This is a genomic window from Dolichospermum sp. LEGE 00240 (genome assembly GCF_015207875.1).
In the GTDB taxonomy this organism is placed as follows: Bacteria; Cyanobacteriota; Cyanobacteriia; order Cyanobacteriales; family Nostocaceae; genus Dolichospermum; species Dolichospermum gracile.
The window spans coordinates 12,553-27,979 of the sequence record NZ_JADEVZ010000068.1 but is presented as its reverse complement, the minus strand read 5'-3'; the positions used below and the strand labels follow the sequence as shown (position 1 = coordinate 27,979).

The 15,427-nt window shown below is 37.8% G+C and carries 14 protein-coding genes; 9 read left to right on the top strand and 5 right to left on the bottom strand.

Annotated elements, in window-relative coordinates; genetic code table 11:
- Positions 1 to 213: 213 nt before the first annotated feature.
- Positions 214 to 1,155, bottom strand: a complete 942-nt coding sequence (locus IQ226_RS19200; protein WP_193898010.1) for a DUF1186 domain-containing protein — start codon at positions 1,153 to 1,155, stop codon at positions 214 to 216.
- A gap of 569 nt (positions 1,156 to 1,724) precedes the next feature.
- Here IQ226_RS19200 and IQ226_RS19195 point away from each other — a divergent pair.
- Complete coding sequence (locus tag IQ226_RS19195) at positions 1,725 to 1,904, top strand: hypothetical protein (protein ID WP_193898007.1); 180 nt, start codon at positions 1,725 to 1,727, stop codon at positions 1,902 to 1,904.
- 84 nt (positions 1,905 to 1,988) lie between these two features.
- Here IQ226_RS19195 and IQ226_RS19190 read toward each other — a convergent pair whose 3' ends face one another.
- Both IQ226_RS19190 and ubiE read right to left on the bottom strand, forming a co-directional pair.
- Positions 1,989 to 3,227, bottom strand: a complete 1,239-nt coding sequence (locus IQ226_RS19190; RefSeq protein WP_193898005.1) for a DUF445 family protein — start codon at positions 3,225 to 3,227, stop codon at positions 1,989 to 1,991.
- A gap of 135 nt (positions 3,228 to 3,362) precedes the next feature.
- Positions 3,363 to 4,052: a bifunctional demethylmenaquinone methyltransferase/2-methoxy-6-polyprenyl-1,4-benzoquinol methylase UbiE gene (gene ubiE, locus IQ226_RS19185; protein WP_193898003.1), complete on the bottom strand. Its 690-nt coding sequence runs from the start codon at positions 4,050 to 4,052 to the stop codon at positions 3,363 to 3,365.
- Positions 4,053 to 4,402: 350 nt separating this feature from the next.
- Here ubiE and IQ226_RS19180 point away from each other — a divergent pair, with 350 nt between their 5' ends.
- The 5 genes from IQ226_RS19180 to IQ226_RS19160 all read left to right on the top strand — a co-directional run bounded on the left by IQ226_RS19180 (position 4,403) and on the right by IQ226_RS19160 (position 9,053).
- Positions 4,403 to 5,479 (top strand): RuBisCO accumulation factor 1, encoded by a 1,077-nt coding sequence (locus IQ226_RS19180; protein ID WP_193898001.1) that lies wholly within the window; start codon positions 4,403 to 4,405, stop codon positions 5,477 to 5,479.
- A 253-nt stretch (positions 5,480 to 5,732) separates the two neighbouring features.
- On the top strand, positions 5,733 to 6,743 hold the full coding sequence (locus tag IQ226_RS19175) for a serine/threonine-protein kinase (protein WP_193897999.1): 1,011 nt from the start codon (positions 5,733 to 5,735) through the stop codon (positions 6,741 to 6,743).
- 60 nt (positions 6,744 to 6,803) lie between these two features.
- Positions 6,804 to 8,147: a serine/threonine-protein kinase gene (locus IQ226_RS19170; RefSeq protein WP_193897997.1), complete on the top strand. Its 1,344-nt coding sequence runs from the start codon at positions 6,804 to 6,806 to the stop codon at positions 8,145 to 8,147.
- Positions 8,148 to 8,547: 400 nt separating this feature from the next.
- A complete protein-coding gene (locus IQ226_RS19165; RefSeq protein WP_193897995.1) occupies positions 8,548 to 8,769 on the top strand; it encodes a hypothetical protein in 222 nt (73 codons plus the stop codon).
- Entirely contained in the window at positions 8,769 to 9,053 is a 285-nt protein-coding gene (locus IQ226_RS19160) for a type II toxin-antitoxin system mRNA interferase toxin, RelE/StbE family (RefSeq protein WP_168537457.1), read from the top strand. Before IQ226_RS19165 ends, IQ226_RS19160 begins: the two co-directional genes overlap by 1 nt.
- 92 nt (positions 9,054 to 9,145) lie before the next feature.
- Here the strand turns inward: IQ226_RS19160 and IQ226_RS19155 are convergent, their stop codons facing one another.
- The gene (locus IQ226_RS19155; RefSeq protein ID WP_193897993.1) at positions 9,146 to 9,889 is read right to left on the bottom strand and encodes a Uma2 family endonuclease; all 744 of its coding nucleotides are present in this window, start codon (positions 9,887 to 9,889) and stop codon (positions 9,146 to 9,148) included.
- Between the two features lie 169 nt (positions 9,890 to 10,058).
- On the opposite strand from IQ226_RS19155, the gene IQ226_RS19150 reads away from it, so the two are divergent.
- Positions 10,059 to 12,338 carry an ATP-dependent helicase gene (locus tag IQ226_RS19150; RefSeq protein ID WP_193897990.1) on the top strand — a complete coding sequence of 760 codons (2,280 nt, stop codon included), beginning with the start codon at positions 10,059 to 10,061 and terminating at the stop codon, positions 12,336 to 12,338.
- Positions 12,339 to 12,666: 328 nt separating this feature from the next.
- Here IQ226_RS19150 and IQ226_RS19145 read toward each other — a convergent pair whose 3' ends face one another.
- Positions 12,667 to 13,260 (bottom strand): thylakoid membrane photosystem I accumulation factor, encoded by a 594-nt coding sequence (locus tag IQ226_RS19145; RefSeq protein ID WP_193897988.1) that lies wholly within the window; start codon positions 13,258 to 13,260, stop codon positions 12,667 to 12,669.
- A gap of 447 nt (positions 13,261 to 13,707) precedes the next feature.
- Here IQ226_RS19145 and IQ226_RS19140 point away from each other — a divergent pair, with 447 nt between their 5' ends.
- The gene (locus tag IQ226_RS19140) at positions 13,708 to 15,051 is read left to right on the top strand and encodes a Mur ligase family protein (RefSeq protein ID WP_193897986.1); all 1,344 of its coding nucleotides are present in this window, start codon (positions 13,708 to 13,710) and stop codon (positions 15,049 to 15,051) included.
- 43 nt (positions 15,052 to 15,094) lie between these two features.
- Entirely contained in the window at positions 15,095 to 15,367 is a 273-nt protein-coding gene (locus IQ226_RS19135; RefSeq protein WP_193897984.1) for a hypothetical protein, read from the top strand.
- Positions 15,368 to 15,427: the final 60 nt, after the last annotated feature.

Here is a 15,427-nt window from a genome sequence, read left to right as displayed (position 1 = left end):
TAATTGGGGTTTCCCCGCCCTTAATTGGGGTTTCCCCGCCCTTAATTGGGGTTTCCCCGACCTTAATTGGGGTTTCCCCGCCCTTAATTGGGGTTTCTAAAAATCTGTTGTAAGGTGTGTCAGACGGCATAAATACTGCAAATAACCAGATTGTTGATATCTGACGCACCCTACTAATGTGCCAGTTGCGTAAGTCCTGACTCCCTTGGGAAATTATTTTTTCTTAGAACGATTTTTCTTTCGAGACTCTTTCTGCATTTTTTTCTTTTTATTAGCTTTAGCTTTATCTGTATTTGTTCTTAAGAAACCATCAACTCTTTCCAAAGCAATGGGAGAAACATAGTTTTTATTTGATGACTTAAAGTTTTCTAATAGCGACGACATATCCCTTTTATTATCTGTATTAGCTCGAAAACAAGCCCAACATTCCATTTCTGATACAGTATCATCAATCCAAGAATAACGTTGATTCTTTTGCAGTTTAGCTAAGGCAGCTTCTACACCCATTTCAATAGCATCATTTACATTTTCTTGACTTATAAACCACCTATCAATTACATCTTGTTCATAAAGTTTGTCAATATGATGCTTTAATTCAATAGGACAAATATCCGTACTATTAATTACTAAATGAGTCCAAACAAACGAATCATCAGGTTCATTGGCAAATTTAGTTGTAAAAAGTTCATCATAATATTGAATAACCTGATCTCTAGGAAGCATTCCTTGCACAACGAGAACGACTAAAGATTGTAGAGCCGCATCTCTCACATATTCATTAGCTTCTTGATTTTCTATTAGTTGCTTAATTGGCTCAATATTTCCATGACAAACACAAGCCAGAATTCTTGGTAAATCTTCAGTGACTACATCTCCAGTGAAATCTAGTGTGATATCCCCCGGAATTGAAAAAAAGTCAATAATTAGCGGATAAGCTTTAGCCTCTCTAAATTGTGCTAATAAATATAAAGCATAAAGATGCAAGATATATTCTTCTTCCTCAAGTAATTCCTCCAGATTGTTTTTGCATTCTTCCAAGGTTGCTAACAACAAAGGAGTAATAGCTTCCTGTTCTGCAATAGCTCTTTCCACAGCTAGACGAGGAAATACTCCAGTATTGTTTTCTAGTTCCGATAAAATTTCTTCTAACTGCATATCAAATATTGGGTTGACTAAAAAAAAGGCCGTGCTGATGCTCCTGCGAGAAGCATAAAGTACGTATTATACCATTTTTGCTTGATTTATTATAAGTAAAGCAATGTAGCTATAGTTACCATTGAAAACAAAAAACACGGAATAACATATTAACCAGCAAGAAATTCGGGATTTGCTGATATTTTTTTAACTCTTACAAAAGTTAAGTTTTTTAACTTCCGTAATTTCCACAAAGACAATTGTTAAATATTAGTTTAATCTCAAATTATGAAGGTATAAGTAGGGTTTGCTGAATAAGTCTTCTAGTGAAGAGAGGTGACAGGTGACAGTTGACAGGTGACAGTTTTAGCTATCTGTCACCCCCAAACTTTTAAGTTTATTAGAGGTAAAATGCTCCGTTTTGGTGCTACTCCTCCTCAAAAACCTTGCAACTATTTTCCTTTTTATCAACCTCAAACCTTTGATTCATTTACGTTTTACGTTTTTTCGGCAAGCCCTAAGTAGTCGCAATTTATTAACTAGATTGCCAAATACTTCTAAAGCTGTTAATTATATAGTATTTTCCTCCCATGAATCCCAAATATACAAAAATTAACTTTCCTCTGTGGCAATATTTAAACCAGCCATTATTTAGTCATCATATTCAAATTATCTGGAATCCCCAACGGTTTGCTATGCTTTGGCAAATTCAACTTTTAGAACGATGCTGGCAAAAAAACTGTGCCTCTAAGGGTAAACAACAATCTTGATTTGTTAGTTGTCAGTTGTTAGTTGTCAGTTGTTAGTATAAATCACCAATTACCAATCACCAATTACCCATTACCCATTACCCATTACATAGATTGATTCAAAAATAAAAATCCTAATTGCAACAAACCAACAACAAAACCTAAAATACCACCCAAAGTAACAATTGCTTGTAATTCATTTCTGACAATTCCCTCAATTGCATCTTCTAACTCAGCCGGGGAAGTAGCTTTGACTCGTTCTACAATTACTTGATCTATAGATAAAATAGGAATTGCTTGAGCGACAATCACCTCTAAATCTTTTTCGAGATACTTTTCTAAAATTAATGCTAAATCCCGTGCCACAACTTCTAAGGAAGTGTTAACAACGGCTGAATTACTTAACCGATTTAACAAGACAATAGAAATCCTTTCCCAATCAGCCGATTCTGTTAATTCTTTGAGTAAATCACCACCACTATTTTGCAAATATTGACGCACACTATCTCTAATCGTTTTTCGTAGTTGACGCACCGTACCGACGGGGAGATTTTGCAAAGATAAATTTTGTAACAATTCCTTAATGCGATCGCGCATTTTTAGATCTTTGATTAATTCTTGCAATCGCTTGTTAGTTGCTTCTTTCTCATCTAAGCAAAATGTCCGTAATCGAGTTAAAGTATTTTTCAACCCAAACAGATTTGCCACTACCCAATAAGTACCACTGGTTTTTTCTCGAAAACTTTCATCAATAGTTTGAATTGTCCGATCTGTGAGAAAATCAATAATAACTTGTCGTAATCTATCCGAAGGTAAAACCACCTCTAGTAACCAATCAGCTAACCGAACAGATTGTTCTTCCCTGAGTTGAAACTCCAGTAATACCTTATCAAATATTTGGTTAATTTGCGTTTCTAAAAATGTTTCCTGTCGCGCTAAAACCTTCAAAAGACGGGGTAAAGATTCCCCCAGTAAATCACGTAAAATTCCCGCTAAAATCTTAGTGCTGCGAGGGTTTTTATCACCTTTAACTTGATCAACAACCAAACGTAATAACCAGAAAATTCCACTTTGTAGCCGTTCAGTTTCCAGGAGTCTCCGCGCCAGATTTTGCATTTCTTCTGGAGTCAGTAGCGATTTCATAATCGCATTAGCAATATTCTGTCCTAACCGTTCCTGATTACTAGGAATTAAACCAGGAGTAAACGGTACTTTTCGTCCAAAAATATAAACGGCTTTATAGGGACGAAATAACATTTTTATGGCTATGTCGTTGGTGTAATAGCCAATTAATCCACCCAGAACGGGGGGAGATATATATAATAAAATTCTAGACAAATCCACAGGCTTTTGGATTAGGTAATGGGTAATTTGTAATTCGTAATTCGTAATTCGTAATTTGTAATGGATTAGATCAGGGATATTAAAGAAAACATTTATTTTGTTTCTTGTATCCTAATTTCAATCACCAATCACCAATCACCTAATTACTACTAATACTCCCATCATACCGTTAGCAATGGGGTAATGTGTGGCATTTATAAAACCGACTTCAATAGCTAACTCTATTTGCTCCTTCCCAGTGGGAAATCGGTCTAAACTAGGGCTAATATAAGCATATTCGTCTTTTAAGCCTAGATTAGTAGCTATGGGAACTACCAGATTATCCAAGTACCACTGTTGCACAGCGCGATACTGTTGATTGTGGGGACGATGAAAGTCTAAAATGGCGGCTTTTGCACCTGGTTTGAGAACACGGTGTATTTCTTGGAGACTACCGGGAATATCTTTAACATTTCTTAATCCATACCCCATCGTGGCTGCATCAAAATAATTATCATCAAAAGGTAAATTTAAGACATCTGCTTCTATCCAAGTAATAGGAGGTTGGGGATGGTAGTTTTTGCAGCGTTCTTGAGCAAAATTCAGTAAATTAGCCGAAAAATCTACTCCATAAACTTGGCCTATTTTCCCTACATGACGTGCTAACCGAAAAGTTAAATCCCCACTACCACAACACAAATCTAAACCAGTATCACCAGGTTTAGCCGCGCTCCATTTGACTGTCATTTCTTTCCAAATGCGGTGTTGTCCCAAGCTTAACTGATCGTTAAGTTGGTCATAAACAGGAGCAATACGATTAAATATAGCGCGGACTTCGTTACTCATTTGTTGAGGGAATAGGGAACATTAAGTTTTTTGGCACTTTCAGGGGTTAGGCGTTGACGGCGAACTTGGTTGGATTGAAAATTGGGTTTATCCATAAATATATTCGTGTTAACTGCTATTTTGTTATATTTTCTATCTGTATGATGTTAAAAATAGTTGCTGAAAACTCAAGTGAGATGCAAATTTCTTTGATACACTAATTCTACAACTATATATCTCACTTATTTTCTTCTGACTACTTTCATGAGTAATAAGTCAAAATACACATAAGAGAAGAAAATAGTTTCCCAACTTTATATTTCTTCACGCTCATCAGACAGTATTAACTTTTTAAGACGCACCCTTTAATTATGACCGAAATACAGCCCAATTTGCCAAATCCTGACCAAGAAACAGCCACAGAATTATTAGTCAAGCTGAGACAAAAACAGGGGACTTGGGTGGAATGGGGACAAGCGATCGCCTACCTGCAAAAAAATGGTTACAATCCCCAAGACATCTTTGAAGCCACTGGATTTGAACCAATTCAACAAAATCAGGTAATTGTTGGCTCTCAGGTTTATAATTCTCTGGAAAAATGTGGCTCATCATCGGCAACATTGGCATATTATAGCACCAAGAGTAGTGATGTCTTATATGAATTGCGTGGATTAACCCAAGAAGACCGAGCCAGGACTGCGGATTTGACATATCAATACAAACTTGATGCCGATGTAGTCAGGGATATAGCCAAAGCAGTGAAAGACTATTCTTGGTTTCCTACTTTACCCGAAGGTTTTAGTAAACATCCAGGAGATGCGATCGCCTATCAATCCTGGAAATATGCTAAACAAAAATCTGACTTATCCGAGCGATCGCGCTTAATTGCCAAGGGATTACGCTTTGCTCACTCCGAAACAGCTAGAAAACAACTAGAACAACTGTTAATGGATTTTAGCGTTACGGCTAAAGTAGCACCGCCGATTTTACCATTTTATCGGCTAGAAATTGATGAAGATTTACCCCGGATTTTACCAGTTGTAGGCGAGTTACCATTAACATCACAGGAATTAAAAGCTGTACCATTTATTACCGAAATTCAACCATTTCGGATTGTTAAATTTGCCGGAGAACAAGCTTGGGTATCTTTACCAGGTTGGAAAGTGCTACTAAATGCAGAAGATCCTGTAGTTGTCATTGGTAATAGCGATATTTTCCCCAACCCCCATCAAAATAAAGTTGAACCGATTATGATCGTTATAGATCGCGCTCAAAGAGAATGGGATATTTCCAATTACTTTGTGTTTGAAAACGGCGATAGTATTGACTTTCAATGGTTTGAAACCGCACCAGCAATTCCCCTGTTAGGAAAAATGATTGTCTTAGTCCGTCCCAAGAAAGTCCTTGATGAAGAATATACCAAGGATGCTTGGCAGATTGACGAATAATGTAGTTAGCTTTCCCGACAGAAGCCCCCCGCTCACTCTTAGGAGCGGGGGATGAATGGGGCGTGAGTTGACTACAGTTCCCTGACTAATGTGCGTAGCTCGTTCGTGTAGCGTCTCGTAGAGAGAGAAGGGAACAGGTCGGAAACCAACACTCTCTTATTAAAAAGTTTTAGCTTTATTCAGCAAGCCCTATATAGAGACTACACAAGCTTTTTGTGCGAAAATTAATCCAAGTAATTGGGGAGTTGCAAAAATGGCTTGGGTAGCAGGTGATCAGTTGCAAGGTGGAAAATACACCGTTGAGAAAGAATTAAGAAGGGGACGCTTCGGGATTACTTATTTGGTTAAAAATAAAAATAGCGATCGCCAAATTATCAAAACCTTAGATATTAATTTACTCACATCCCTGAATCAATCAGATCGGGAACGGCTAGAAACGATGTTTTTGCAAGAAGCAGTCAAACTTACGCGCTGTCAGCATCAACATATTGTTAAATTTTCCGAACCTTTTAAAGAAGCAGAGTCTTCCTGTTTGGTAATGGAATATGTGGCCGGATTAAACTTAGCTGAACGTGACCAACTACAACTTCCTGAACAAGAAGCATTAGTTTACATTCGGCAAATTGGGGAAGCTTTGACAGTTGTACATGACAATAACTTGATTCATGGAGATGTGCAACCAGAAAATATTATTTTGCGTGGGGGAAAACCTGAAGCTGTACTCATTGATTTTGATTTGGCTCTAGATTTTGACCATGAATTAACCACGCGACGAGCCGAAGAAAATGCCCCTGGATTTACATCTCCTGAGCTTTATGTTAAAGGCACTAAACCAACTCAAGCCAGTGATATTTATTCTTTGGCTGCAACTCTTTATGTGCTTTTGACTGGAAAAATTCCTGTAGATGCTCTCAAACGTAAACTGGATAATATTCATTTACAAGAACCAAAAGAAATTAATCCCAAAATTAGCGATCGCATTAACCAAGCAATTTTAACAGGGATGAAACTAAATCCCCAAGAGCGATCGCAATCAGTAAAAAAATGGCTTGACTCTTTAGGTGGAACTGAAAAAAAACCAAAGCCTATACTTGATTGGAGTTGGGATAAAAACATCCAGTTCTGGACATTGGTTATAGCTGGAATTGCTGCTATTGGGACATTACTCTCAGGTATAGTTGGCTGGATTCCTATTTTTAAACCATCTCCACCTACCAGTACACCATCACAATCTCCCAGTCCTACGGCTACCAATAAACCGTAGAATCATGTAAACTTTTCTCAGGTGGTGGGATGAAAATAAATATTTAAATCAGAGGTATTCATGACCTGGGGAATAGGACAGGAATTGCAGGGTGGTAAATATGTAATTGAGCAGATTCTGGGACAAGGGGGATTTGGCATTACTTACAAGGCATTGCAGGTGAACCTCATTCGGCCAGTTGTCATCAAGACACCTAATGAATATCTGAACCATGATCCAGAGTATGACAAGTATATAGAAAGATTTATTGCAGAGGGGCAGACACTAGCACGTTTATCTCAAGATCCTCACCCTCATATTGTCGGGGTAATTGAACTATTTCAGGAAGGTAACACCCATTGTCTAGTCATGGAGTTTGTACCGGGGGAAAATTTGTTTCAGGCTGTCAAGCGTAGGGGAGCATTACCAGCAGCAGAGATTGTAACTTATATTCGCCAAATAGGGCAAGCTCTAATGGTAGTGCATCAAGCGGGTTTAGTACACCGAGATGCCCACCCTGGAAACATCATGCTACGAAGTAATGGTAAGGCTGTTTTGATTGATTTTGGTATTGCTAAACAAATAATTCCTGCAACTCAAAGTTCGACAGATAAAGCAGCTAATGATGGATTTGCCCCTTATGAACAGAGACATAAAGGAAGTAGAGATCCAAAGGTAGATGTTTATTGTCTCGCCGCTAGTCTTTATTATGGGGTAACTGGTCAAAAGCCCACAAATTCTTTAACTCGTAAACTTGATAATGAGCGGCTAATTCCACCGCAGGAGCTTATTTCTAGTATAAGTAAGGAATTAAATCAGGCAATTCTCAAGGGTATGGCTTTGGAGACAGAAGACCGTCCTCAGTCCATGCAAGAATGGTTGGAAATATTAAGCGACAAATCTCTAGATCCAATTTCCAAGCCGGAAGTTTCCAGTTATGAGCAGGAAGTAAAGAAAGAACCTAACGTCATTCAAAATAAACAGATTAAAACTATTAAACAGATTAAAACTATTTGGTGGTTGATTACTTTATTAATGTTTAACTTCTTAATAAGCTCATTCTTATTAGTTACTTATGCTCAGTTTTGGGTTTGGTTTTTGTTTGTAGTTTGTGCTTTGGCTCTGAATGTCAGCGGGGTTTGGGAGCAAACTAAAACTGGGCTTGAGATTTCGGATCAGTTGGATAAAATTTGGGCTGAGGTTCGTGCTAAGAGGATATTTGACGCTGTGAGTGCTAATAGGTTTTTTGGTGTTTGGTCTGTGGCTGTTTTTTTTACTATGTTTATGGCTTCGCCTATAGCTGCGGCTAAATTAAGAACAACCTTTAGCCAGTTTCATACTTTTCTAATTTTGACTGTTACTTCCAGTTTAGGGATAGGTTTAGGATGGATAATAGCACAACAACTTGTGAAACCAGCCTCATAGCTTAGTGAATCTGCTATCTTGTAACCCGAAATCTAAATAGGGTTTGCTGAAAAAGTTGTCTGTGGAGACAGGGAACAGGGAACAGGGAACAGGGAACAGTTTCAAGAGTTAGATGGAAGCGATTTTTCCTTTGCATCCAACTTAAATGCAAGGTTTTCGAGTTCCCACGTCATAAAATCTTGCACTTTTTGAAAATCAAAATGTCTAAAACCGTTTACCTGTAATGTTTTAAGATTTATTCAGCATCCCCTAAATAATATTACGCTTCCGGTTCAATTCCCAAAGCCCGTAATTGTGCAGCCAAGCGATTTGCTATGGGGATGAGGTGCTATTCCTCTTTTTCCTCAATTAAGTTATAATCTATTTAAATAAAGTCAATTAAATGAAGAGAAACTAAATTATGATAACATTAGAAGAGGCAATTTTAACTGTTAATCAACTTCCTGTTGAACAAAGAGAAATGTTATTAGAAATTATTAAAAATCAAATGATTGAATCTCGTCGTGAAGAAATTGCTGAAGATGCAAAAAAAGCGATTTCAGCCTTTCACCAAGGAGAATTAAAACCTCAATCTATGGAGAGTATTATTGTTGAATTACAAGCAAGTTTAACAGAAGATTAATGAGAGAATTAGTTTTAACGCCTAAATTTAAACGAGCATTTCGCAAATTTGTCAAGCGTGATCCTCAACTTGAAACAAAAATTATTCAAACATTAGAACTAATGCAAGAAGATGTTTTTGCTTCTCAATTAAGCACTCATTCATTACAAGGAAAATTATTAGGACTAAAAGCCTGTTCTTGTGGTTACGACTGTCGAATCTTGTTTACTTTAGAAATTGATGAAAATAATACAGAAGAAGTGATTGTTTTACTTGATATTGGTAATCATGATGAAGTTTATTAGTCTGATAGTTTGTTTGGTGGTGAAAAGGTGATTGATCATCTGTCTCTATTCCCGTTAAATCCAAAACCGTCACCATTACATTTAATTTAATATTACGCTTCTGGTTCAATTCCCAAAGCCCGTAACTGTGCAGCCAAGCGATTTGCTCTTTGTGTTTCTTGTTCGGCTCTTTCATCACCAGTCAATAATAAATTACCTTGCAAATCCCACCACCGCAACCAGGGTAATTCTGCATTCTGATATTCTCCCTGCCATAAACCCAACTCCACACCCATAGGTTTAATTGGATAATGTCCTCTTTCATTTGCTGCTAATAACTGATATTGTCCACCAATTAATTCATAAACTTCTATACTGCCTTTATTCACTTCATAAATGCCATAAAAAGCAGGTTTAATCACTTGTTCATAAATCCATAATTTACCCTTCCAAGGCGTTTTATCTCGTTCTTCTGCACCATTACCAGAAACAAATTCTAAAGCAACTAATGGCGAAATATATTCTTGCCAAAGGACATAGGAGCGTCGGGTTTTACCATTTAAGGTAGGTGGTACATTGGGAACATAGAACCAGTCTGGTGCTTCTGCACCTTTCTCAGGTGGTTCAGTAATACGCCAATAAATACCTAAATCCTGTCCAATAAAATATTGACTATCAGGATAAAGTTTTTGCAACACAGGCTGAATAGAATCAGTTAGTAGAATACTTTGGGGATGTTCTTGCCAATTTTTCACAAACGTGCCGTCCGACTCTGGGAGTTGGGTATGATCTGGAAGAGAGGTTTCTGGGTAAGGGCGTAAGTCTTGATTTTCCTGGACATCAGTTGTAAAAGTCATTATGTCCTCCTGCTGGTGTGAGGTTTATTTTAGTTTAGCAATAATAGGAGGGAAAGCGATCGCCCAGCGCTCCGCAGGTATCGTACGATGTAATGAACCTACCTCTGTAGATATTCCTCTAATTGAGGATATTAACTTAAATCAAATTACACAGCTTGTATAAAAACTAATGACTAATGACCAATCACCTATTACTAAATTAACAGAGAATATCGCCACCATTCGCGCCCAACTGCGCCCAGGACAGACACAAATGGCGGATTGGCAATCAGGTCCATTGGCGGTGTCTGCCGTGCCTGGAGCGGGAAAATCAACGGGAATGGCGGCAGCCGCAGCGATCGCTATTGCTCGTCAATATGAGGATTATTTAAATACTGGCAATCAGAATTATAAACAGTTAATTGTTGTTACTTTTACCCGTTCTGCTACTGCTAATATTAAACTTAAAATTCGGGAAAACTTAAAGAAATTATCTTTACCACAAACAGGATTTGCCGTTTATACTTTGCATGGTTTAGCGTTAATTATCGCTAGTCGTCATCCAAATTTGTCGGGGTTACAGTTAGAAAATGCGACTTTAATTACACCCAATCAAAGTCATAAATTCATTCGCACAGCAGTAGAACAATGGATTGCTAATTATCCAGAAATTTATCTACGTTTACTTGCAGGACAGCAATTTGATGGAGAAGAAACCGAAAAACTCCGTCGTCAATCGGTGCTACGAACGGAAATATTACCAGATTTAGCTTATACGGTGATTCATGAAGCCAAAAGTTCGGGAATATCACCAGCAGATTTATTAAAGTGGAGTGAACAAACTCATAATAAATATGACATTTTAAGCATAGCCGCTGGCTTATATGAACAATATCAAAAAATCATGCAGTTACAAGACTTTATTGATTACGATGATATGATATTGGGGGCTTTAAAAGTTTTGCGAAATCCTAGCACCTGCCGTATTGAACAAAATAAAGTTTTTGCTGTTTTTGAAGACGAAGCTCAAGATTCTAGTCCCTTACAAACCGATTTATTAGAAATACTCGCTAGTCAAGAATATGCAGATAATTTAGATAAATCCGCCTTGAATTTAATTAGAGTTGGTGATCCTAATCAAGCCATTAATTCTACATTTACACCTGCTGACCCGATTTATTTTCGGGAATTTTGCGAAGATTGTCAAATTCAAGATAGACTAGCGGAAATGGATCAAGCTGGGCGCAGTACGCAAATAATTATTGATGCAGCTAACTTTGCTTTAGAATGGGTCAATAATCAAGATTTTGCCAAAATTCAACATAGACAAGCACCATTTAGAAATCAGAAAATTCAACCAGTTAATCAAGAAAATGGCAATCCTCAACCTGTAGGAAAAGGGTTAGAACTTCATACCCCTAGAGATATTCATCATACAGTTGAATTACTTTCCCAAAGAGTAATTGAGTTATTTAGCGAAAATCCCCAAGCTTGTGCAGCGATATTAGTGAGAGAAAATCGCCAAGGACGATGGTTAGCTACTGCTTTAGAACCAATATGTGAACAACATAAAATTAAACTTTATGATGTGGGAGAAAAAGAACGCCGTTCTCATGTTCCTCAAGAGATTTTATCATTATTGCAGTTTTGCGATCGCCCCCATTCCCCCGATTATCTCAAAGCTACCTTAGAAGTCCTCGTCGAACGACAATTAATTCCTACCCAAGATATTAACACTCTAGCTAGTTTACCAGAAGAATTTCTCTATCCGGGTCCTTTAGCCACACCCCAAACAGAAATAGTCCAAAAAGCCGCTCATCTTTGTCGGAGTTTACTCAGGGCTTATTTAGAATTACCATATTATCAAATAATTTCTTTTTTCGCCTTAACTTTAAGATATGATCAAGCCGAATTAGCAACCGCTGACAAACTTGCAGAACGGGTAAATCTGCAAATTTTTGGGAATAGTTCTATGGGGGCAATGATCTCAACTTTAAGTGAAATTGTCAATTCCGAAAGATTTGAATCTGTAGAACCAGAAAATGTAGAAGCACAATACACCAAAGCCGGACAATTAACAATTATCACCATGCACAAAGCCAAAGGGCTAGACTGGGATTATGTATTTTTGCCTTTTCTCCATGAAAACTTAATTCCTGGACGATTTTGGATTCCCCCCCAAGGACAATTTTTAGGTGATTTTACTTTATCAGAAGTTGCCCGCGCCCAAATTCGTGCCGGACTTCACAAAAGACCCATACCAGATATTAACCAAGCTTGGGAAGAATCAAAATACCTGAAAATTGCCGAAGAATATCGTTTACTTTATGTTGCCATGACCAGAGCCAAAAGACTATTATGGATGTCTGCGGCTCAAAAAGCACCTTTTACTTGGAATAAACCGGAGAATTTACAAACATCAGCCCCTTGTCCAGTTTTTACAGCTTTAAAACGGCAATTTTCTCAGTGAAATAATGTATACTCAAAACGGTTGGGACATAGACTTTTATAAAATCAAGAAAACCCTAGATTTGTAGGGGTAAGGTTAAACAGGCGGTTAGAAACCGCGTCTACACAGGCAAAACCCACCTGCGTGGGTTTCAAATCCTTGATTTTTTCGGTGTTGCTGATTAAGGGTATGAATTTTAGTCTCACGCAAAGGCGCAAAGACGCAAAGGTAAGAGTTTTAAAGATTCAATTTGGGAATTTCATACCTCGATTCAGCAACGCCATTTTTTCTTAGTCCGCGCAGGCGGACTTTGTTTGTGTGGTTCCGTGAATTCCATTCGCCAGGGCTTCTATTGGTCTTCTAACTGACTGCTGAATTCTCTTGGTGAACGTCGTTTTAACTCGACTGACTCAGTGCGGGGTAATAAGTCAAATATTTCTCTCAATTTGTCGTCTATTTCCTCAAAAGGTACTTGACCTTTTTTATTCAAGATTACCTTACCTGACTGGTCAAAAACTACAACTTGAGGAACACTTCCTCCATAGTAATATCCCGGTTCTGTGGGTTCATAAGTCTTGTCAGCGAAAAGAGTATCAACGCTGACAGGAATGATTTCCGTAGCGCGACCATAGAATGCTTGCATTTCGGAAACAACTGGGGCGTATTTTTTGCAATCACTACTATCATCAATGTAAAATGTCAGTATGGCTGGTTTATGTTCTGCTAATGCCTGTGCTAGAGTTTCTTTGGGGGGAATGAGAGAACCATTACCAGCATAAATTACAAAAATATTGCCATCATATCGATCATCTTTAATACCTGCTAAAGCTGGCTGCATACTAATTACGAATAGGCAAACAAGCAGCAGCAAGCATTTCGACACTAACCGTTTCCAATTAGTAATTATTTGAGTTTGTGAAAAAAGCCACTTTATGCTATTCATTAACAGAAACCTTGTCTTTGCTACTATTTTTTGTGAGTTTGTGCTGAACTGATGTTAACTGGTTTGGATAATAATCATACGCACTATTTTTTAAGATAACCTTTAGATGGTATTTTCAGAGAAAAAATTATTTGTTAGTAGAGGCTATACTCCAATTGATGATATCTTTTCTAATTAGGGCTTGCTGATAGCGTAGCTTGGCGTAGGCCATATAAAGATAAAACCTAGATATATCAAGAGGTTGAGGGTTGAAAAAGGTGAATCAGGTGCAAGGAATCAGGGTGGAAATTAGCAAAAACCTATCACTTGGATTCAAGACTATTCTTTTCTTCTTCTAATTCTTCCTCCTGACTCCTTCTTCAAGGATTTTATAATTCTGTGCAACTTCACATAAAATTGGGATTACGGGTTAAAATTCTTTTGGCAATTATAGGTTATTTATAAATCATGACTGTGGGTAAAAAAATAAAGGTTATAGATAGACTCCGTTTGGGTTTTGCGGTATCAATGGCTAAAAGTGTGACGTTTTTGGTGCGGTCATTGCGTCTTGGTGCTGCTAGTGTTTTACCCGGTTCGATTGCGCGACGGATAGAACCTCGGATTTTAGAGTTGTTGAGTCAGCAAGTCAAAAATGGGGTAATTCTCATTGCGGGGACGAATGGGAAAACGACTACGGCGTTACTTTTATGTACTATTTTAGAACGGAATGGTTTTTGTGTTGCCCATAATTCTACGGGTGCAAATCTGGAAAATGGGTTAGCAACTGCTTTGATAGATAATGCTAGTTTACTGGGAAATCTGAATGTAGATTATGCAATTTTGGAGGTTGATGAAAATATAGTTCCCAAGGTTTTAAAACCATTACAACCGCGAATTATTCTCTGTTTGAATCTGTTCCGTGACCAGTTGGATAGGTATGGAGAAGTGGATAGTATTAGTAAGCGGTGGACTCAGGTAATTGCTACTTTACCAGAAACAACAGTAGTTATTCCCAATGCTGATGATCCGACTTTATCCTATTTGGGTCAACAGTTATCCCAAAAGGTGTTATTTTTTGGTTTAAATGAGCCTGAAAATTATTTAGAAGCTATTCCTCATGCGGTTGATTCTATTTATTGTCCTAGCTGTGGTCATGCTTTAGATTATCAAGGGGTTTATTTGTCCCATTTGGGAGATTTTACTTGTCCTAGTTGTGGTTTTACTAAAAGTAAACCTGCTTTATTAAGTCAGGAATGGCCACAAATTCTCGTGGGTTTATATAACAAATATAATACTTTAGCCGCAGCTACAGCAGCGCAAGCATTAGGAGTTGATGAGGTGAATATTAGGGATGGAATTAATAATTTTCAAGCTGCTTTTGGTCGTGCGGAAGATTTAGTGATTGACGGTAAACGGGTGCGGATTCTATTATCAAAAAACCCTGTAGGAACAAATGAAACTATTCGTGTCGTCACTCAAAGTACCGATAAAACTACTTTATTGGTTTTGAATGACAGAACTCCTGATGGTACTGATGTATCATGGATTTGGGATGTGGATACAGAAAAGTTGGTAGCACGGGGTGGAACGTTGATTGTGAGTGGCGATCGCGTGTATGATATGGCTTTACGTCTACGTTATAGTCAGGAATCTCTGGACAGTGACATCAATCTGATTGTAGAGCCAAATTTGCAGCAAGCGATCGCTACTGCTCTAGAGCATACACCAGCAAATGAAACTTTACACATTCTCCCCACCTATTCAGCCATGCTGGAAGTGCGAGAAGTATTGACTGGTAGGAAAATTCTCTGATAATTGACAACTAACAACTGCAATAACTGTTTATATGTGAATTATGAAAATAGTCAACCTGATTTTGCTGGCTTTTCCTCTGTTTTTCGCATCTCTGCTATTGGTAATTAACCCAGCACACGCTTCCCAATTCAAATCTACATCTGCTGTGCAAATGATTGTGGTGACATCTACTCAAGCCAATCTTGATATAGTTACACCGCAAATAAATAACATCACACATTCTGTAATCGAACAAGCTGGTTGCAGTTGTACTAATTGTGTTCAAGCTAATTTACAAAAATTACAAGGTAAATTACCTATGGCCGGAATTTAATAAATTAGAACAATAAATGTTTTACAAGACACAGCAAGTCTGTGTCTTTATTACTTTATA